20 protein-coding genes and 1 tRNA gene are annotated in these 16,747 nt (G+C 69.6%); 10 read left to right on the top strand and 11 right to left on the bottom strand.

Annotation, left to right across the window (positions count from 1 at the left end):
- The first annotated feature begins 31 nt into the window (after positions 1–31).
- The 7 genes from rpmF to G5B31_RS17020 all read left to right on the top strand — a co-directional run bounded on the left by rpmF (position 32) and on the right by G5B31_RS17020 (position 4,855).
- A complete protein-coding gene (rpmF, locus tag G5B31_RS16990) occupies positions 32–238 on the top strand; it encodes a 50S ribosomal protein L32 (protein WP_165019404.1) in 207 nt (68 codons plus the stop codon).
- A gap of 24 nt (positions 239–262) precedes the next feature.
- A complete protein-coding gene (gene plsX / locus G5B31_RS16995; RefSeq protein ID WP_165019405.1) occupies positions 263–1,402 on the top strand; it encodes a phosphate acyltransferase PlsX in 1,140 nt (379 codons plus the stop codon).
- A complete protein-coding gene (locus tag G5B31_RS17000; protein ID WP_165019406.1) occupies positions 1,399–2,370 on the top strand; it encodes a beta-ketoacyl-ACP synthase III in 972 nt (323 codons plus the stop codon). Before plsX ends, G5B31_RS17000 begins: the two co-directional genes overlap by 4 nt.
- Before the next feature lie 102 nt (positions 2,371–2,472).
- Positions 2,473–2,775, top strand: coding sequence for an integration host factor subunit alpha (gene ihfA / locus G5B31_RS17005; RefSeq protein ID WP_165019407.1), 303 nt, complete (start codon positions 2,473–2,475; stop codon positions 2,773–2,775).
- A gap of 9 nt (positions 2,776–2,784) precedes the next feature.
- Complete coding sequence (locus G5B31_RS17010; RefSeq protein WP_165019408.1) at positions 2,785–3,564, top strand: MerR family transcriptional regulator; 780 nt, start codon at positions 2,785–2,787, stop codon at positions 3,562–3,564.
- 75 nt (positions 3,565–3,639) lie between these two features.
- Positions 3,640–3,717, top strand: a tRNA-Pro gene (locus G5B31_RS17015).
- A gap of 67 nt (positions 3,718–3,784) precedes the next feature.
- Positions 3,785–4,855: a 2'-deoxycytidine 5'-triphosphate deaminase gene (locus G5B31_RS17020; RefSeq protein WP_165019409.1), complete on the top strand. Its 1,071-nt coding sequence runs from the start codon at positions 3,785–3,787 to the stop codon at positions 4,853–4,855.
- On the opposite strand, the gene G5B31_RS17025 is transcribed toward G5B31_RS17020, so the two are convergent.
- From G5B31_RS17025 to epmA, 10 genes are all read right to left on the bottom strand, one after another.
- Positions 4,852–5,052, bottom strand: coding sequence for a hypothetical protein (locus tag G5B31_RS17025; RefSeq protein ID WP_165019410.1), 201 nt, complete (start codon positions 5,050–5,052; stop codon positions 4,852–4,854). The genes G5B31_RS17020 and G5B31_RS17025 overlap by 4 nt on opposite strands.
- 10 nt (positions 5,053–5,062) lie before the next feature.
- A complete protein-coding gene (scpB, locus tag G5B31_RS17030) occupies positions 5,063–5,695 on the bottom strand; it encodes an SMC-Scp complex subunit ScpB (protein ID WP_165019411.1) in 633 nt (210 codons plus the stop codon).
- The gene (locus G5B31_RS17035) at positions 5,692–6,489 is read right to left on the bottom strand and encodes a ScpA family protein (protein WP_165019412.1); all 798 of its coding nucleotides are present in this window, start codon (positions 6,487–6,489) and stop codon (positions 5,692–5,694) included. Before G5B31_RS17035 ends, scpB begins: the two co-directional genes overlap by 4 nt.
- Positions 6,482–7,501, bottom strand: a complete 1,020-nt coding sequence (nagZ, locus tag G5B31_RS17040; protein ID WP_165019413.1) for a beta-N-acetylhexosaminidase — start codon at positions 7,499–7,501, stop codon at positions 6,482–6,484. Before nagZ ends, G5B31_RS17035 begins: the two co-directional genes overlap by 8 nt.
- The gene (locus G5B31_RS17045) at positions 7,498–8,409 is read right to left on the bottom strand and encodes an SPOR domain-containing protein (protein WP_165019414.1); all 912 of its coding nucleotides are present in this window, start codon (positions 8,407–8,409) and stop codon (positions 7,498–7,500) included. The genes nagZ and G5B31_RS17045 overlap by 4 nt, the downstream gene beginning before the upstream one ends.
- A 66-nt stretch (positions 8,410–8,475) precedes the next feature.
- Positions 8,476–10,218 (bottom strand): arginine--tRNA ligase, encoded by a 1,743-nt coding sequence (gene argS, locus G5B31_RS17050; RefSeq protein WP_165019415.1) that lies wholly within the window; start codon positions 10,216–10,218, stop codon positions 8,476–8,478.
- A 138-nt stretch (positions 10,219–10,356) separates the two neighbouring features.
- Entirely contained in the window at positions 10,357–10,833 is a 477-nt protein-coding gene (locus tag G5B31_RS17055; protein ID WP_165019416.1) for a holin family protein, read from the bottom strand.
- 5 nt (positions 10,834–10,838) lie between these two features.
- Complete coding sequence (locus tag G5B31_RS17060) at positions 10,839–11,450, bottom strand: holin-associated N-acetylmuramidase (RefSeq protein WP_165019417.1); 612 nt, start codon at positions 11,448–11,450, stop codon at positions 10,839–10,841.
- 377 nt (positions 11,451–11,827) lie between these two features.
- Positions 11,828–12,325: a cytochrome c maturation protein CcmE gene (gene ccmE / locus G5B31_RS17065; RefSeq protein WP_165019418.1), complete on the bottom strand. Its 498-nt coding sequence runs from the start codon at positions 12,323–12,325 to the stop codon at positions 11,828–11,830.
- Between the two features lie 145 nt (positions 12,326–12,470).
- Positions 12,471–13,523: an EF-P lysine aminoacylase EpmA gene (gene epmA / locus G5B31_RS17070; RefSeq protein ID WP_165019419.1), complete on the bottom strand. Its 1,053-nt coding sequence runs from the start codon at positions 13,521–13,523 to the stop codon at positions 12,471–12,473.
- Positions 13,524–13,611: 88 nt separating this feature from the next.
- Here epmA and efp point away from each other — a divergent pair, with 88 nt between their 5' ends.
- Together efp and G5B31_RS17080 are read left to right on the top strand one after the other, a co-directional pair.
- Positions 13,612–14,178, top strand: a complete 567-nt coding sequence (gene efp, locus G5B31_RS17075; RefSeq protein WP_165019420.1) for an elongation factor P — start codon at positions 13,612–13,614, stop codon at positions 14,176–14,178.
- A gap of 247 nt (positions 14,179–14,425) precedes the next feature.
- On the top strand, positions 14,426–14,599 hold the full coding sequence (locus G5B31_RS17080; RefSeq protein WP_165019421.1) for a hypothetical protein: 174 nt from the start codon (positions 14,426–14,428) through the stop codon (positions 14,597–14,599).
- Positions 14,600–14,620: 21 nt separating this feature from the next.
- Here the strand turns inward: G5B31_RS17080 and G5B31_RS17085 are convergent, their stop codons facing one another.
- The gene (locus G5B31_RS17085) at positions 14,621–15,433 is read right to left on the bottom strand and encodes a glutamate racemase (protein ID WP_165019422.1); all 813 of its coding nucleotides are present in this window, start codon (positions 15,431–15,433) and stop codon (positions 14,621–14,623) included.
- A 204-nt stretch (positions 15,434–15,637) separates the two neighbouring features.
- On the opposite strand from G5B31_RS17085, the gene G5B31_RS17090 reads away from it, so the two are divergent.
- Positions 15,638–16,531 carry a LysR family transcriptional regulator gene (locus G5B31_RS17090; RefSeq protein ID WP_165019423.1) on the top strand — a complete coding sequence of 298 codons (894 nt, stop codon included), beginning with the start codon at positions 15,638–15,640 and terminating at the stop codon, positions 16,529–16,531.
- Positions 16,532–16,747 lie beyond the last annotated feature (216 nt).

Consider the following 16,747-nt stretch of genomic DNA (forward strand, 5'->3'; position numbering starts at 1 on the left):
GGCCTGTCCCCACCAGCCCTGAGGTCGCGACATGGCAGTCCCGCAGAATCGAACCACCAAATCCCGCCGCAACATGCGCCGCGCGCATGACGCCCTGGTCGCCGGCAACCCCGCCGAATGCCCGAACTGCGGCGAGCAGAAGCGCCCGCACCACGTCTGCGGCGCCTGCGGCCATTACGACGCCCGCGAAGTCGTGGCCGTGGCCAAGGAAGTCGACCTGGACGAGGACGCGGCGTAAGCCGCGCCCAAAGCCCGCGTCGTCATGGCTGAGGGATTGCAGATTCAGCCCGTCTCCGGCGACGCTTCCATCGTCATTTCGGTCGATGCCATGGGCGGAGACCGCGGGCCGGCAGCCGTGGTTGCCGGTCTTGTCGATTCCGCCAGGGCGATGCCCGGCATCCGCTTCCTGCTGCACGGCGACGAGACGCAGCTGACGCCCCTGCTGGCGCGCCATCCCGACATCGCCCCCCGTGTCGCCCTGCGCCATGCCGAACGCGTGGTGTCGATGGAGGACAAGCCCAGCCAGGTGATGCGGCACGGGCAAGGCACCTCGATGTGGACCGCCATCGACTCGGTGCGCGAGGGCGAGGCCGGGGCCGCGGTCTCCTGCGGCAACACCGGCGCGCTGATGGCGGTGTCGATGCTGCGCCTGCGCAAGACGCCGGGCGTCAACCGCCCCGCCATCGCCACGCTGTTCCCGACCCCCACCCCCGGCAAGATGAACGTCATGCTGGACATGGGCGCCGACGTGAAGGCCGACCCGGGCGACCTGCTGCAATTCGCCTTCATGGGCGCCTCCTACGCCCGCAACGGGCTTGCGGTGGCGCGGCCGCGGGTGGGCCTCTTGAACGTCGGCACCGAAGAGCACAAGGGCAGGCCGGAACTGCACGAGGCCCATGCCCTGCTGGGCGAGCGGGCCGAGGCCGGCGGCTTCGACTACGTGGGTTTCATCGAGGGCACCGACATCCTGTCGGACCGGGTGGACGTGATCGTCACCGACGGCTTCACCGGCAACGTGGCGCTGAAGGCGATCGAGGGCACGGCGAAGCTGGTGGGCGAATTGCTGCGCCAGTCGCTGACCAGCACGCTGGCGGCGAAGATCGGCGCGCTGATCTCCGGCGGCGCGCTGCGGCGGCTGCAACGGCGGATCGACCCCCGGCGGGTCAACGGCGGGGTGTTCCTGGGCCTGAACGGCACCGTGGTGAAATCCCACGGCTCGGCCGACGAGACCGGGGTCTCCGCCGCGATCCGGCTGGCCGCCCAGCTGGCCGGGGCAAGGTTCCACGAGAGGCTCGCGGCCCGGGTTGCATCCGCCGGCGGCGCGGGGCAGGATGGCGGGGCTGTGGACACCGGCGGCCGAAACGGCGGCCCGGCCGGACAGGGGAGCGATCCAACCCAATGACGACACGCGCCGTGGTAAGGGGCGTCGGGCACTATCTGCCGGACCGGATCGTTCCGAACGCCGAATTCGAGAAGACCATCGACACCTCCGACGAATGGATCCGCTCCCGTTCGGGGATCGAGCGGCGGCATTTCGCCGCCGAGGGCCAGACCACCTCGGACCTCGCCACCCGCGCCGCACGGGCGGCGCTGGAGGACGGCGGGCTGGAGGTGGCCGACATCGACGCCATCATCGTCGCCACCTCCACCGCCGACCTGACCTTCCCCTCCGTCGCCACCATGGTGCAGGCGGCGCTCGGGATGACCAGGGGCTTCGCCTTCGACGTGCAGGCGGTCTGCGCCGGCTTCGTCTTCGCGCTGGCCAATGCCAATGCGCTGATCCTCTCGGGCCAGGCCACCCGGGTGCTGGTGATCGGGGCCGAGACCTTCAGCCGGCTGATGGACTGGACCGACCGTTCCACCTGCGTCCTTTTCGGCGACGGCGCCGGCGCGCTGGTGCTGGAGGCGGCCGAGGGCACCGGCACCACCGCCGACCGCGGCATCCTGTCGACCGACCTGCATTCGGACGGGCGGCACAAGGACATCCTTTACGTCGATGGCGGCACCTCCACCGGCGAGGTCGGCCACCTGCGGATGCAGGGCAAGGAGGTCTTCCGCCACGCCGTTGAAAAGCTTGCCGAAACCGCCCATGTCGCCTTGGACAAGATCGGCCTCTCCGGCGAGGATGTGGACTGGATCGTGCCGCACCAGGCCAATATCCGCATCATCGAGGGCACCGCGAAGCGGATGCAGGTGCCGATGGATCGCGTGGTGGTGACGGTGCAGGACCACGGCAACACCTCCGCCGCCTCGATCCCGCTGGCGCTGTCGGTCGGCAAGGCCCGCGGCCAGATCAAGCAGGGCGACCTGGTGGTGACCGAGGCCATCGGCGGCGGTCTGGCCTGGGGCTCGGTGGTCCTGCGCTGGTAGCCGCCTGCCGGGGCGCTTCAAAACCGCGCTCCAAGTGGTTGATATTGACTCGCAATTCCATCCGCCGCATCCTTCCCCCGAAATCACCCGGGGGGATGACAGATGAGCGAGAAGACCCTGACGCGGATGGACCTCAGCGAAGCCGTGTTCCGCGAGGTCGGCCTCAGCCGCAACGAATCCGCCAATCTGGTCGAAGCCGTGCTGCAGCACATGTCCGATGCGCTGGCCGCGGGCGAGACGGTGAAGATCTCCTCCTTCGGCACCTTCGCGGTGCGCTCGAAATCGGCGCGCGTCGGCCGCAACCCCAAGACCGGCGACGAGGTGCCGATCTCGCCGCGGCGGGTGCTGTCCTTCCGCCCCTCGCATCTGATGAAGGATCGCGTCGCGGCGGGGAAGAAGAAGTAAGGCAGGCCGATGGACAAGTCGCCCGAGGCCTTCCGCACCATCTCGGAAGTGGCCGAAGCGCTGGAAACCCCGGCGCATGTGCTGCGCTTCTGGGAAAGCCGCTTCCCGCAGATCCGCCCGGTGAAGCGCGCCGGCGGGCGGCGCTATTACCGCCCCTCCGACGTGGCGCTGCTGACCGGGATCAAGCGGCTTCTGCATGACGAGGGGATGACGATCCGCGGGGTGCAGAAGATCCTGCGCGAACAGGGCATCCGCCACGTCTCCGGCCTGTCCGAGGAGACCAGCGCCGAGGAAGAGGCGCTGGAGGCCGCGATGGCCGGCCGCTACGACGACGAGCCGAAATTGCCGCCGGAACGCGTGGAGGAAGAGACCGCCGCCGCGCTGGAAGCCGCGCTGGACGATACCCGCGGCGTGGTGCTACCCTTCGCGCCGGTGGCGGAGCCTGCGGCGGAAGCGCCCGCCGAGGAAGCCGTGGCCGAGCTGCAGGTCCCCGAAGCCCCGGCTGCGGTGCCGAATGAGAGTCCTGTCGCCGCGGAGGCCCCGCCGGAGGTGGAGGTCGCATCGCCCGCCGAGCCGCCGCCGCAGCGCGATTTCTTCGACCCGCCCCCTGCCCCGCGACCCGCCGATTCGCCCGCGCCCGCCGCGGCGGAGGCCAGCGCCACCCTCGCCGCCCGCCTGCGCGCCCTGCCCCGCGGCAGCCTTGCCCCGCGGGCCGAGGCGCTGGCCGGGATCGCCGACCGCATCGCCGCCCTGCGCGGGCGCATGGCCGGCCAGCCGCCGCAGGGATGACGGCGCAGGATACGGCAGCGCATGGTGTTTTCCCGCTTGCCCCTGCCCGGAAAACCGCTATGAACACCCCCGTGTCGGGCCGTAGCGCAGCCTGGTTAGCGCGTCCGTCTGGGGGGCGGGAGGTCGAGAGTTCGAATCTCTCCGGCCCGACCATTGCAAAACCGCCCGCCTGCCCTGCAGGCCGGGCGGTTTTTCATTGCGGCGAAAGGGGTTGCCTCGCATGACCGGAGTCCTTCCCGACAGCGCCATCCGCCGGATGCTGGAGGATGGCGTCCTCGCCGCCGACCCCGCCGTCACCGATGCGCAGGTGCAGCCCGCCAGCCTGGACCTGCGGCTGGGGACCGTGGCCTACCGCGTCCGCGCCTCCTTCCTGGCCGGACGGGGCCGCACGGTGGCCGGCCGCATCGCCGAGTTCGAGATGCACCGGGTCGACCTGACCGAAGGCGCGGTGCTGGAGAAGGGCTGCGTCTACCTGATCCCGCTGGCCGAGCGGCTGGCGCTGCCGCCGGGGGTGACGGCGGTGGCCAATGCCAAGTCCTCCACCGGGCGGCTGGACCTCTTGACCCGCACCATCACCGACGGCGGCACCGAATTCGACCGCATCGCCGAGGGCTACCACGGCCCCTTGTATGCCGAGGTCTGCCCGCGGTCGTTCTCGGTGCTGGTCCGCGCCGGGCAAAGGCTGAACCAGATCCGCTTCCGCAGCGGCCAGGCCCTGCTGTCGGATGCCGAGCTGGCGGCGCTGCACGCGCAGGACCCGCTGGTCGACGGCACGCCGCTGATCTCGGAAGGTTTGGGCTTCTCGGTCGACCTGAAGCCTACGACCGGCACCCTCGTCGGCTACCGCGCCAAGCCGCATACCGGCGTCGTCGATCTCGACCGCATCGGCCATTATCCCGCCCGCGACTTCTGGGAGGAGGTCCATGCCGAGGACGGCCGCGTCATCCTCGACCCCGGCGCCTTCTACATCCTGGTCAGCCGCGAGGCGGTGACGATCCCGCCCGACTATGCCGCCGAGATGGCGCCCTATCTGGCGATGGTCGGCGAGTTCCGGGTGCATTACGCCGGCTTCTTCGACCCCGGCTTCGGCCATGCCAGCGCCGGCGGCAAGGGCAGCCGCGGCGTGCTGGAGGTGCGCTGCCACGAGGCGCCCTTCGTGCTGGAACACGGGCAGGTGGTGGGCCGGCTGGTCTACGAACGGATGCAGGCGCGGCCCGACCGGCTTTACGGCGCCGGGATCGCGTCGAACTACCAGGGCCAAGGCCTGAAGCTGGCCAAGCAGTTCCGCTAGAACCGCCGGGTCAGCCGCGCCGCCTTCTGCGCCTTCTGCGCCAAGTCGCGCGCCTTGCGGGCCTGTTCGCGCTCCTCCGGCGTCATCTGCTGCGGGGTCTTGCCGCGCCGCGACAGGTGGTCGATCCCGGCGTTGATGCCGCGGTGCATCAGCTTGCGCATCACCATGTTCAGAATCTGCGTCAGGAAGCGTTCCATCCGGCCCTCCTCAGTCCTCGAACAACTCGCTCTGGCCCGCCTGCGCCTCATCCTCCTCCTCCGAGGGCAGGGCCATCGGCGAGGGGCGGCTTTCCAGAAGGCCCGCGGCGCGGAGTTCCTTGATCCCCGGCAGGTCGCGGGCCGATTCCAGCCCGAAGTGGTCGAGGAAGCCTTCGGTCACCACGAAGGTCACCGGCCGGCCCGGGGTCATCCGGCGGCGGCCGAGGCGGATCCATTCCAGCTCCATCAGCTGGTCGATGGTGCCGCGGCTGACCGCAACCCCGCGGATTTCCTCGATCTCCGCCCGGGTGACCGGCTGGTGATAGGCGATGATCGCCAGCGTCTCGATGGCGGCGCGGCTGAGTTTCCGCGTCTCCACCGTCTCGCGGCTCATCAGGAAGCCGAGGTCGGCGGCGGTGCGGAAGGCCCAGGCGTCGCCGACCTTGACCAGCGTCACCCCCCGCCCCTCGTAGCGCTTGCGCAGGTGCACCAGCGCCTCGGCCGGGTCGGCGCCATGCGGCATCCGCGCCTCCAGCTCGGCCACCGTCACCGGCTCGGCGCTGGCGAAGAGGATCGCCTCCACCATCCGCTCCTGCTCGCCCATCGGGGGCGCGGCGAACAGGCTCTGTTCTTCCGCGCTCATCCCTCCCTCCGCCGGATCTGGATCGGGGCGAAGGTCTCGCCCTGACGGATCGCCAGCTGGCCGCGCTTGGCCATTTCCAGCACGGCGGCGAAATGGGCGGCGGTGGCCGAGCGGCGGGCCATCGGCGTCACGTCCCAGCCCTCGGGCAGAAAGCTGGTCAGGTCGGACCATTCGCCGGCGTATCCGATCATGCCGCGCATCCGCTCCAGCGCCTGTTCCATGGTGAAGACATGCTCGCGGTCCATCACGAAGGGGCGGAATTCGTCCTTGGTGCGGATGCGGGCATAGGCGCGCATCAGGTCCAAGAGCGTGGCGTCGTAGCTGATGCGGCGGTGCAGGCTGATGCCTTCCGGCAGCCCGCGGCCGAAGAAGTCGCGGCCCAGCTGGTCGCGCGCCATCAGCCGCGCGGCCGCCTCGCGCATCGCCTGCAGCCGTTCCAGCTGGAAGGCCAGATGCGCGGCCAGATCCTCGGCGCTCGGCCCTTCCTCGCCGGGTTCGGGCGGCAGCAGCAGGCGGGATTTCAGGAAGGCCAGCCAGGCGGCCATCACCAGATAATCGGCGGCCAGCTCGATCCGCAGGCTGGTGGCGCGGTTGATAAAGGCCAGGTATTGCTCGGCCAGTTGCAGCACCGAGACGCGGCGCAGGTCCACCTTCTGGGTGCGGGAGAGCGTCAGCAGCAGGTCCAGCGGCCCCTCGAAACCGTCGACATCGACGATCAGCGCCTCGGCCGCCAGCCGGTCGGCCGGCGAGAGGCGTTCGGGCTGGGTCCAGTCCTCGGCGACGGGATCAGGCATGAAGCGCACCGCGGGTCATCGCCCGAAGCTCGGCCTCCAGCGCCGCGATGTCAACCTGCGGGGCGGGCCGGCGCGAGGCCAGCGCCGCCGCGGCCCGGGCGCGGGTGTCGGAGCGCATCTCGCCGGCGGCCGCGGCCACCTCCTGCATCTGCGCGAAATCGCCCTTACAGTGCAGCGCGATGTCGCAACCCGCCGCCAGCGAAGCAGCGGTGCGGTCGGCCAAGGAGCCCTTCAGCGCCTCCATGTTCAGGTCGTCGGTCATCAACAGGCCCGTGAAGCCGATCCGCTCGCGGATCAGCCGGATCATCGCCGGGCTCTGCGTCGCGGGCAGATGATCATGGGCGGCATAGACGATATGCGCCGTCATCGCCATCGGCAGGTCCGCCAGCGCCTTGAACGGGGCGAAGTCGATGCGCTCCAGCTCTTCCGCCGAAGCGGTGACGGTGGGCAGGTCGAGATGGGTGTCCATCTGCGACAGGCCATGGCCGGGCATGTGCTTGACCACGGGCCAGACGCCGCCGTCCTGCAATCCGTCCGCCACCGCACGGGCGATCACGGAAACCGTTGCGGGATCGGTGCCGTAGCAGCGGTTCTTCAGGAAGGGATGCGTCGCCTCGCGGGCCACATCGGCCACCGGCGCGCAATTGGCGTCGATCCCCACCGCCCGCAGTTCGGCCGCGATGATCCGCATCCGCAGGCGCATCGCCCGCGCCGCCTGCTCCACCGAAGCGCAGTTCGCCACCGTATCCAGCGGCGGCTGCCATTCGCGCCAGCAGGGCGCCCGCAGCCGCTGCACCCTTCCGCCCTCCTGATCCACCAGCACCGGCGCCTCGCGGCCCACGGCATCGCGCAGGGCGCCGGTCAGGCGGCGGAGCTGGTCGGGGTCCTCCACATTGCGGGCGAAGAGGATGAAGCCGAAGGGATCGCAGTCGCGGAAGAAGGCGCGTTCCTCGGGCAGCAGCACCGGCCCGGCGCAGCCGAAGATCGCCGCCCCGGTGCCGACGGACGTCATTTGTGGGCCACGGGGATGCAGCTGGCGTTCTCGATCAGCAGGGCCGAGCAGAAGCGGCGGGCGTCGTCCTCGCCCTCGAAGCCAAGCGCGCGCAGGCGGTAGAAGGTGCTGCCGCCGCTGACCGCCGACTGGATCACCATCGACTTGCCCTCCATCAGCACGCCGAAGCGGCCGGCGAGCCGGGTCCATTCGGCGCGGGCCTCCTTGTCGCTGTCGAAAGTGCCGAACTGCACCAGCCGCGTGCCGGGGGCAAGCGTCGCCGGGTCCACCTCGACCGGCGGGGCGACCGCCACGGCGGCCTCGGGGGCGGCGGCGCGGTCGGGCCGCGGCATCGGCCGGGGCGAGCGGGTGACGGCGCCTTCCGGGGCGGGCAGTCCCTCGGCATCCAGCGCGGCGGTTTCCACCCCGGTCTCCACCGCCTCCGGCTCGATGCCCAATGCCTCGGCCAGCGCCGCGGCGACGGCATCGTCGCTTTCGCCGGCGGCGGGGGGCACCATGGCGGCGGGATCGGCCATGCTGGCGGGCTGCACCTCGGCCTCTTCCGGCGGCAGGCCGTCGGCGAGGCCCGGCCCGTCCTCCAGCGTCAGCTCCACCGGCTTCGGCGCCAGCACCAGCCGCTCGGCCGGGGGGGCGGCGGCGCCTTCGGCCACCACATCGTTGACGGCAAGGCCCTGATGGTCGGCGATGGCGCCGCCGGGATCCTCGGGCGCCACCCGGGCCGGGCCTTCCAGCGCCCGGATCACCGGCACCCCGGCGATGTCGCGCACCGCCAGCTTGTAGCCCCAGAGGCCAAGCGCCACCACCAACGCGACCGAACTGGCCGCCCCCGCCATCTGCACCAGACGCTGCGCCCGGCCCGGCCCATGGGCCGCGGGCACGCCATATTCGGCAAAGTCCCTATCCGCCATCACCGCCTCTGCCCGGCGGGTTGGCCCCGCCTGTTCCGCTGCCCGTCCCGGCCGAGGGCGCGTTCTTCAGCGCATTTCTTCGACCGGCGTCACGCCCAAGATAGCAAGACCGGCGCAAATGACAACGCTTACCGATTTTGCAAGGGCGATTTTCGCCTGCGAGGCTGCCGCATCCTCCTGCACGAAGCGCAGGGAGGCCTCGTCGTTGCCGCGGTTCCAGAAGCCGTGGAAGTCCGAGGCCAGTTCGTAAAGGTAGAAGGCGACCCGATGCGGCTCGTTGTTCCGCGCGGCGATCTCGACCAGCCGCGGCCATTCCGCCACCTTCTTCAAAAGCGCCAGTTCCGCCGGATGCGACAGCGCGCGATGGTCCGCCGCCAGCAGCACGGCATCGTCCACCGCGATCCCCGCCTCCGCCGCCTTGCGCAGCACCGAGTTCACCCGGGCATTGGCATACTGGACGTAGAAGACCGGGTTGTCCTTCGACTGCTCCAGCACCTTGTCGAAGTCGAAGTCCAGCGCCACGTCGTTCTTGCGGGTCAGCATGATGAAGCGGGTGACGTCGGCGCCCGCCTGTTCCACCACATCGCGCAGGGTGACGAAGGTGCCGGCGCGCTTCGACATCTTGAACGGCTCGCCGCCCTTGAACAGCTTCACCAGCTGGATCAGCTTGATGTCCAGGGGCACCCGTCCGCCGGACAGGGCCGAGACGGCGGCTTTCATCCGCTTGACATAGCCGCCGTGGTCGGCGCCGAAGATGTCGATCAGCTGGTCGAAGCCGCGCTTCACCTTGGTGTAGTGATAGGCGATGTCGGGGGCGAAATAGGTCCAGCTGCCGTCCGATTTCTTCACCGGCCGGTCCACGTCGTCGCCATGGGCGGTGGAGCGGAACAGGGTCTGTTCGCGCGGCTCCCAGTCCTCGGGCGTCTTGCCCTTCGGCGGCTCCAGCACGCCCTCGTAGATCAGGCCGGCGGCGCGCAGTTCCTCGATCGCCGCCTCGATCTCGCCGGTGCCGTAAAGCGCCTTCTCGCTGGAATAGACATCCATCTCGACGCCGAGAAGCGCGAGGTCCGAGCGGATTTCCTGCATCATCATCGCGGTGGCGAAGTCGCGCACCTCGGCCAGCCAGTGCTGCTCGCCCTTGTCCAGCAGGGTCGGCCCGTATTTCGCCTTCAGCGCCTCGCCCACCGGGATCAGGTAGTCGCCGGGGTAAAGCCCCTCGCGGATTTCCGGCTCCAGCCCATGCGCCTCGCGGTAGCGCTCGTAGGCCGACCGCGCCAGCACGTCGACCTGCGCGCCGCCGTCGTTGATGTAGTATTCCCGGGTGACGTTCCAGCCGGCGAAGGCCAGCAGATTGGCCAGCGCATCGCCCACCACCGCGCCGCGGGTATGGCCGACATGCATCGGGCCGGTGGGATTGGCGGAGACGAATTCGACGTTGACCTTCGCGCCCGCGCCGATGTCCGACCGGCCGTAGTCCGTCCCCGCGGCCAGCACCTGCCGCACCACCCCCTGCCAGAGCGCCGGCGCCAGCCGCAGGTTCAGGAAGCCCGGGCCGGCCACGTCGGCGCCCTCGATCCGCGGGTCCTCCATCAGCGCGCGGGCCAGCGCATCGGCGATCTCGCGCGGCGGCTTGCCGGCGGGTTTCGCCAGCACCATGGCGGCATTGGTCGCCATGTCGCCATGGGCGGCGTCGCGCGGCGGCTCCACCGCCACGGCGGCAAGGTCGAGGCCGGGCGGCAGAAGGCCCTCGACCGTCATCCGGCCGAGGGCGTCCACGACGGCGCTGCGGAGATCCGCGAAGAGGTTCATCTGATCAAATCCCGTATGATGCGCTCCGCATTGCCAGAGAGCACCATCCGGGTCAAGCCGGGCGCCCGGGGGCTCCTCGGGAACTTCGTTCCTCGTCGCCAGCCTGCGAGGAGGGCACGAAGTGCCGCGACGAGCCCCCTACCCCGCCGCGCGCCAGTCCTGAAGCGCGGCGTTCTCCTCGGCCGCCGTCCCGCCGGCGGCATAGGGAGAGACCACGCCGCGGTTCCTGAAATACCAGGTCTCGCGGGCGCCGAAGTAGAAGGCGACGATGGCGCCGAGAAGCCACCACAGCGGCTCCGGCACCGCGTTCAGCCCGATCATCCGGTGGGCGAAGGCCTCGGGGTCCACCATGGCATAGACGAACAGCCCCAGCGTGCCGAAAGCCAGCAGAGGCCGCGGCATCCGGTTCAGCCCGTTGATCATCCGGTCGAACCAGCTCAGCGCCGGATGCTGGTATTCCTCGCCCAATTGCCGCAGCGCCGCCATCTGCGCCTCGGCCGAGAGTTCCATCCGGCGGGTGGCCGAGGGCACGAAGATCTCCGCCACCCCCTTCGCCGCCTCTCCCAGGGCCCCCACCGCGGCGGGACCGCCGATCACCTTGCTTATGATTCCCATGGCCCCTACTCCCATCCGGCGGTGCGGGCGCGGTGCTGCGCCTCGGTCAGGTGGTATTTCGGCGCGATGAAGGCCTCGGCGCGGGTGATCCAGCCGCCCTTGCCGCCATCCTGGCGGCGGGCGTATTTGCGGCTGGCGGGGCGGGCGTCGGCCAGCGCGTAATAATAGTTGCGCCGGGCGATGCCGTAGGCGTCGGCCAGATGCGTCGGCGCCGCCTCCCAGGCCGCCTGCGCGGCGCGGATGGTCTGCGGCCCGACCTGCCCGTCCGGGTCGCAGGGGAAGCCCATCTGGGTCAGCAGCCGTTGCAGGATCTTCACCGCATTCGCCCCGGCATTGACCTGCATGTCGAAGACCGAGGGTTGGATCGCCTCGGGCAGCGCGCCGAGGCCGGGACGGGTGAAGTAGTGCTCGACATAGATGTCGACCGCTTGCGCCCGGGTCAGCGCCTTCACATCGGCCAGGTCGATCCGGCTGTCGCGGTTGACGTCGATCCCCAGGCGGCGGAGCGTGTGGATGGTCACGCCGTGGTTGGTGGCGCCGCCCGGATCGTCGGGGTCGTCGATGAAGCCGCCCTCGCGGGCGACGATGTCCTGCGCAATCTCTCTGACAGACAGCATGGGCTTCCCTTGTCGGCAAAGCTCCCCCCGCGAGCACTCTGACCGGCGGCGGTTAACGGAAGCTGCGGAGAGCGCGCGGTTGGGAGCAGAGAAGCCTGCCAGCGCACCGTTAGCCCGGGCGGGATCAGGCGAGGCACTGCCTCGCCCCCGCCCGTGCGCGGCGGCTGCACCCGGAGACGGTGGTGTCCCAAGACCACGAGAGGCCAGCGCCCGCCCGGGCGGGCGTGAAGCGCCCGCCGAGGGGCGGGCGGGCGCTGGCCGGGCCTTGGAGGCCCGGCCGGACAAGGGGAAGCGTTGCGCTGTGGCGAAGGCACGCCTTCGCCAAGATACGGGCGGAACGGCGGAGCGGGCGGACGTGCCCTACCGCAAGCGGCCCCTTACCCCTCCGGGTCCTGATAGACGCCCTGTTCCTTCAGCGCGTCCACCACTTCCTTCGGCATGTAGGTCTCGTCGTGCTTGGCCAGCACCTCGGTGGCAACGAAGGTCCCCCCCTCCATCTGCCCGAGCGCGATCATCCCCTGCCCTTCGGCGAAAAGGTCCGGCAGCACGCCGGTATAGCTGACCGGCACGCTTTCGTTGGTGTCGGTGACCCGGAAGGTCACCGTGGTCCCGGTGCCGCGGACCAGGCTGCCGTCCTCCACGAGCCCGCCGATGCGGAAGACCTCGCCCGCCGCGGGCGGCGTCTCGACCACTTCGGTGGGCGAGCGGAAGAAGTTGATGCCGTCGCGCATGGCATAGCCGATCAGCCCGGTCGCCAGCGCCAGCGCCACGAAGGCCAGCGCGATCACCTGGATGCGGCGCTGCTTCTTCAGGCCCTTGAGGCCGCGGAACTGGGTCTTGCCGGGGGTCTTGGCGGCGGCTTGGCTGGCTTGCATCGCTGTCTCCGGGGTTGCCTTGCGCCCCCTATAGGCCGGGGGGCGGCGGGCTGCCTTGACCTCGGTCAAACCGGGGTCTGCGCGGCATCTTTCCAGATAGGACCGCGCGGCCCTCCTGTCGAGGGGCCGCCGCCGCGGCAGCCGGTCACAGCCCGGTCCCGCCCGCCGGCACCCATTGCACCGCCTCGACCGAAGGCGCCCCCGTCGCCAGCATCACCAGCCGGTCGAAACCCAGGGCACAACCCGAGGCCGCCGGCATCAGCGCCAGCGCGGCGAGGAAATCCTCGTCGATCGGATAGCGCTCGCCATAGGTGGCGACCTTGATCGCCATCTCCTCCTCGAAGCGCAGCCGCTGCTCCGCCGGGTCGGTCAGCTCGCCGAAGCCGTTGGCCAACTCCACCCCGCAGGCATAGACCTCGAACCGCTCCGCCACCCGCGGATCGTCGGCGCAGCGCCGCGCCAGCGCCGCCTCGGCGGCGGGGTAGCGGTCCAGCACCGTCAGCCGGCCCTGCCCCAGCCGCGGCTCCACCCGTTCGGACAAAACGCGGGAGAACAGGTCAGACCAGCTTTCCCCCGGCATATGGCCGATGCCCGCGCGGTCCATCTGCGCCGCAAGCCGCCCCGCATCGGTCGCCCCCCCGGCATCCATCGTCGCCAAGAGGTCGATGCCGGCATGGGCGGCGAAGGCTTCGGCCACCGAGACCCGCTCGTAGGCCGCCGCCGGATCGCAGGTCCGGTCGCGGAAGCGCAGCGGGCCATCGGCGGCCAGCCGGACCCAGGCCGCGATGTCCTCCATCAGACGGTCATAAGGCTCCCCGACCCGATACCATTCCAGCATGGTGAACTCGGGCGCATGCAACGGCCCGCGCTCGCGGTTGCGCCAGACGTGGGAGAAGCTGTGGATGCGCCGCTCCCCCGCCGCCAGCAGCCGCTTCATGGCGAATTCGGGCGAGGTGTGCAGATACATCTCCCGCCCCTGCCCGTCGTTGCCGATGGCGCGGGTGGCGAAGGCGTGCAGATGCGCCTCGTTGCCCGGCGAGACCTGCAGCGCGGCGGGATCGACCTCCAGAAAGCCCTCCGCCGCCAGCCAGCCACGGATCGCCGCCTGGATGCGGTTGCGGGCCAGCAGCAGCGGCCGGCGGTCGGCGTGGCGCGCGGGGTGCCACCACGGCGTTCCTTGGGGGGTGTCGGTCGTCATCGCGGTTCCGGCTGGAAATTCGGGCAAGGTTGCGCTAAGGGCGCCCATCCGCGCCCATTGCGCGCCCATATCACAAGGATCGCGTCCCGTGAAAGTCATCGCCTCGTCCCTGCGCAAAGGGAATGTCGTCGAGATGGACGGCAAGCTCTATGTCGTCCTCCTGGCCGAGACCTACCGCCCCGGCAAGGGCACGCCCACCACCAGCGTGGACATGCGCCGCATCTCGGACGGGGTGAAGGTCTCGGAACGCTGGAAGACCACCGACCAGGTCGAGAAGGCCACCGTGGACGAACGCGACTACGACTTCCTCTACGAGGACAGCGAGGGTTTCCACTTCATGCAGCCCGAGACCTACGACCAGGTCGTGGTGACCGAGGATGTGATGGGCGGCAACAAGGCCTATGTCCAGGAAGGGATGCGCTGCTACCTGAAGACCTTCGAGGGCGTGCCGATCGCCATCGAGGTGCCGCAGAAGATCACCGTGGAGATCACCGAGACCGAGCCGGTGGTGAAGGGCCAGACCGCAAGCTCCAGCTACAAGCCGGCGATGACCTCGAACGGGCTGCGGGTGATGGTGCCGCCGCACATCGGGCCGGGCACCCGGATCGTCATCAACACCGACGACGACAGCTATGTGGAACGGGCGAAGGACTGATCCTTCACGCCGGCCGTTCCGGACGAAAGAGGCAGGCCGCGCGGCCTGCCTTTTGCTTTGGCGCAGCCGGAACGCGCATCGGATGAGGAACTTCCCGTAAAGGTTGCCAAGAAAACACCTTATCCTTACCACCGTCCCGCCCGGTTCCGCCCGAGATTTGGCCCCAATTGGAAAACAATGTCATTTCCGGGAAGAAACTGTGGCGAAAGCCGGAACAATCCCGACTGGGGGAAGAAAGGGTATCCAAATGACTGATCTTGCGAACAAAGCCCGCCATGGCCGCCTGATCGCGCTGCGCAACACCGGCGCGCAGATCACCAATATCTTCACCCATGATCCCCGCGCGCATACCGGCAACCGCCGCAATGTCGCCATGTTCCTGTCCCGCCGCGCGGGCAGCGTCGGGGCGATGGCGGAGTAAGGGCAAAGGCCCCCGCCGGAATCAGACCGCCTCGAAGGCGATCCGGCGGCGCAGGAACTGGATGGCCTTGTTCGACACCGATTGCGGGTCGCCGGTGGTCAGGAAGCGGGACGCCTTGCCCGGACCATGGAACTCCGGCCGGCGCTGCAGGTAGTCGGCCAGGCTGTCCGCCACCAGGTTGGCCTGGGAATAGACCTTGACGCCGGGTCCCAAAGCCTCCTGGAACACCTTTTCCATCAGCGGGTAATGGGTGCAGCCCAGGATCGCCGCCTCGGGCTGCGGCATCCGCCGCTTCAGCGCCTCGACATGGGACCGCACCAGCGCCTCGGCCAGGATCTCGTCGCCCTGCTCGATCGCATCGACCACGCCGCCGCAGGGCTGCGCCTCGACATCCACGCCGATGGCCCGGAAGGCGAGTTCGCGCTGGAAGGCGCGGCTGGCCACCGTGGCCGGCGTGGCGAACAGCGCGACATGCTTGACTGCCACTTCGCGGGGCGGCGAATTGTCGCCCCACTGCCGCTCGGTCAGCGCCTCGATCAGCGGCACGAAGACGCCGAGCACGCGCTTCTCCTTCGGCAGCCAGGTCTCCTGCATCCGCCGCAGGGCGGCGGCGCTGGCGGTGTTGCAGGCCAGGATCACCAGGTCGCAGCCCTCGTCCCAGAGCCGCTCCACCGCCGCGCAGGTCAGCGCGTAGATGTCGTCGGCGTCGCGAACCCCATAGGGCGCATGGGCATTGTCGCCGAAATAGACGAAGGGCACCTCCGGCAGCCGCCGCGCCACCGCGTCCAGCACCGTCAGTCCGCCCAGACCCGAATCGAAGATCCCGACCGCCATCTCTGCCCTCTCGCCTGCCCGCGGGTCATGTTTCCCCGACCTGGCCTTCATCATAGGCAGAGTGCAGGGAATGCGGAAGGGCGAAGGGCTGCCCGTCGCCGCTACGGGGGAATTTTTCCACCCGTTACGGCATTTACAGAAGATCTGGTTTTCCCCAGAAGCATGGCTCGTGCTAGGGTGTTTCGGGTTTGAAGGGGCCGGGCGATGGATTGGGACAAGTTGCGCATTTTTCACGCGGTGGCCGAGAAGGGCAGCCTGACCCATGCGGGCGATGTGCTGCACCTCAGCCAGTCGGCCGTCAGCCGCCAGATCCGCGCGCTGGAGGAAAGCCTGAACGTCACCCTGTTCCACCGCCACGCCCGCGGGCTGATCCTGACCGAGCAGGGCGAACTGCTGTTCGACGCGACGCAGGCGATGGTCAAGCGGCTGGACGCCACCGCCGCCCGCATCCGCGATTCCGAGGACGAGGTGTTCGGCGAGTTGAAGGTCACCACCACCACCGGCTTCGGCACGTTGTGGCTGGCGCCGCGGCTGGCCCGGCTCTACGAGAACTACCCCAGCCTGAAGATCGACCTGATGCTGGAGGAGCGGGTGCTGGACCTGCCGATGCGCGAGGCCGACGTGGCCATCCGCATGAAGGAGCCGTCGCAGGCCGACCTGATCCGCAAGCGGCTGATGAACATCAAGATGCGGCTCTACGCCAGCCCCGAATACCTTGCCGCCCACGGCACGCCGCAGCAGATGGAGGACATGAGCCAGCACCGGCTGATCTGCCAGCACCCCGGCACCGCGCAGGTGGCGGCGGGGGCGCTGCTGGTGGCCGAGCTGATGACGCATGACGTGCCCTCCACCCTGCACGTCAACAACTATTTCGGTGTGCTGCAGGGGGTGCTGAACCATCTCGGCATCGGCGTCCTGCCCGACTACATCACCGAGGACTTCCCGCATCTGGTGCGGGTGCTGCCCGAGATCGAAAGCGGCGAGGTTCCGGTCTTCCTCGCCTACCCCGAGGAACTGCGGCATTCCAAGCGCGTGGCGGTGTTCCGCGATTTCGTGCTGGATGAAATCATGGCCTATCGGAAGCGCCAGCAGCTGTAATTCCGGGCGCTCCGGCATAGCCATGCAAGCCACGCATGGCGGGCATGATGCAAGTGCGGCATTCCTTCCCTTGCAGCTTTCGCTCCCAGCCCATAAATCGAGCGGCGAGGCACTGATTGAGGTTTCTCTCAGCGCCTCATACCTCCCTGTTGGACTTGGCCGGACCTCGCGTCCGGCCTTTTTTTTCGCGCTGCCGGTTTTGCGGGCGGGGAGACC

The organism is Rhodobacter sp. SGA-6-6 (assembly GCF_011043545.1).
Classification (GTDB): domain Bacteria; phylum Pseudomonadota; class Alphaproteobacteria; order Rhodobacterales; family Rhodobacteraceae; genus Pseudogemmobacter.

Excerpts from the sequence above, each read along its gene's own strand:
- G5B31_RS17025 (WP_165019410.1), bottom strand. The coding sequence starts at position 5,052 with ATGGAACGCTTCCTGACGCAGATTCTGAACATGGTGATGCGCAAGCTG.
- plsX (WP_165019405.1), top strand. The coding sequence starts at position 263 with ATGGCTGAGGGATTGCAGATTCAGCCCGTCTCCGGCGACGCTTCCATC.
- G5B31_RS17085 (WP_165019422.1), bottom strand. The coding sequence starts at position 15,433 with ATGGCGGTCGGGATCTTCGATTCGGGTCTGGGCGGACTGACGGTGCTG.
- G5B31_RS17080 (WP_165019421.1), top strand. The coding sequence starts at position 14,426 with ATGACTGATCTTGCGAACAAAGCCCGCCATGGCCGCCTGATCGCGCTG.
- G5B31_RS17000 (WP_165019406.1), top strand. The coding sequence starts at position 1,399 with ATGACGACACGCGCCGTGGTAAGGGGCGTCGGGCACTATCTGCCGGAC.
- G5B31_RS17090 (WP_165019423.1), top strand. The coding sequence starts at position 15,638 with ATGGATTGGGACAAGTTGCGCATTTTTCACGCGGTGGCCGAGAAGGGC.
- G5B31_RS17035 (WP_165019412.1), bottom strand. The coding sequence starts at position 6,489 with ATGCCTGATCCCGTCGCCGAGGACTGGACCCAGCCCGAACGCCTCTCG.
- ccmE (WP_165019418.1), bottom strand. The coding sequence starts at position 12,325 with ATGCAAGCCAGCCAAGCCGCCGCCAAGACCCCCGGCAAGACCCAGTTC.
- G5B31_RS17020 (WP_165019409.1), top strand. The coding sequence starts at position 3,785 with ATGACCGGAGTCCTTCCCGACAGCGCCATCCGCCGGATGCTGGAGGAT.
- argS (WP_165019415.1), bottom strand. The coding sequence starts at position 10,218 with ATGAACCTCTTCGCGGATCTCCGCAGCGCCGTCGTGGACGCCCTCGGC.
- G5B31_RS17055 (WP_165019416.1), bottom strand. The coding sequence starts at position 10,833 with ATGGGAATCATAAGCAAGGTGATCGGCGGTCCCGCCGCGGTGGGGGCC.
- G5B31_RS17045 (WP_165019414.1), bottom strand. The coding sequence starts at position 8,409 with ATGGCGGATAGGGACTTTGCCGAATATGGCGTGCCCGCGGCCCATGGG.
- scpB (WP_165019411.1), bottom strand. The coding sequence starts at position 5,695 with ATGAGCGCGGAAGAACAGAGCCTGTTCGCCGCGCCCCCGATGGGCGAG.
- G5B31_RS17010 (WP_165019408.1), top strand. The coding sequence starts at position 2,785 with ATGGACAAGTCGCCCGAGGCCTTCCGCACCATCTCGGAAGTGGCCGAA.
- rpmF (WP_165019404.1), top strand. The coding sequence starts at position 32 with ATGGCAGTCCCGCAGAATCGAACCACCAAATCCCGCCGCAACATGCGC.
- ihfA (WP_165019407.1), top strand. The coding sequence starts at position 2,473 with ATGAGCGAGAAGACCCTGACGCGGATGGACCTCAGCGAAGCCGTGTTC.
- G5B31_RS17060 (WP_165019417.1), bottom strand. The coding sequence starts at position 11,450 with ATGCTGTCTGTCAGAGAGATTGCGCAGGACATCGTCGCCCGCGAGGGC.
- nagZ (WP_165019413.1), bottom strand. The coding sequence starts at position 7,501 with ATGACGTCCGTCGGCACCGGGGCGGCGATCTTCGGCTGCGCCGGGCCG.
- epmA (WP_165019419.1), bottom strand. The coding sequence starts at position 13,523 with ATGACGACCGACACCCCCCAAGGAACGCCGTGGTGGCACCCCGCGCGC.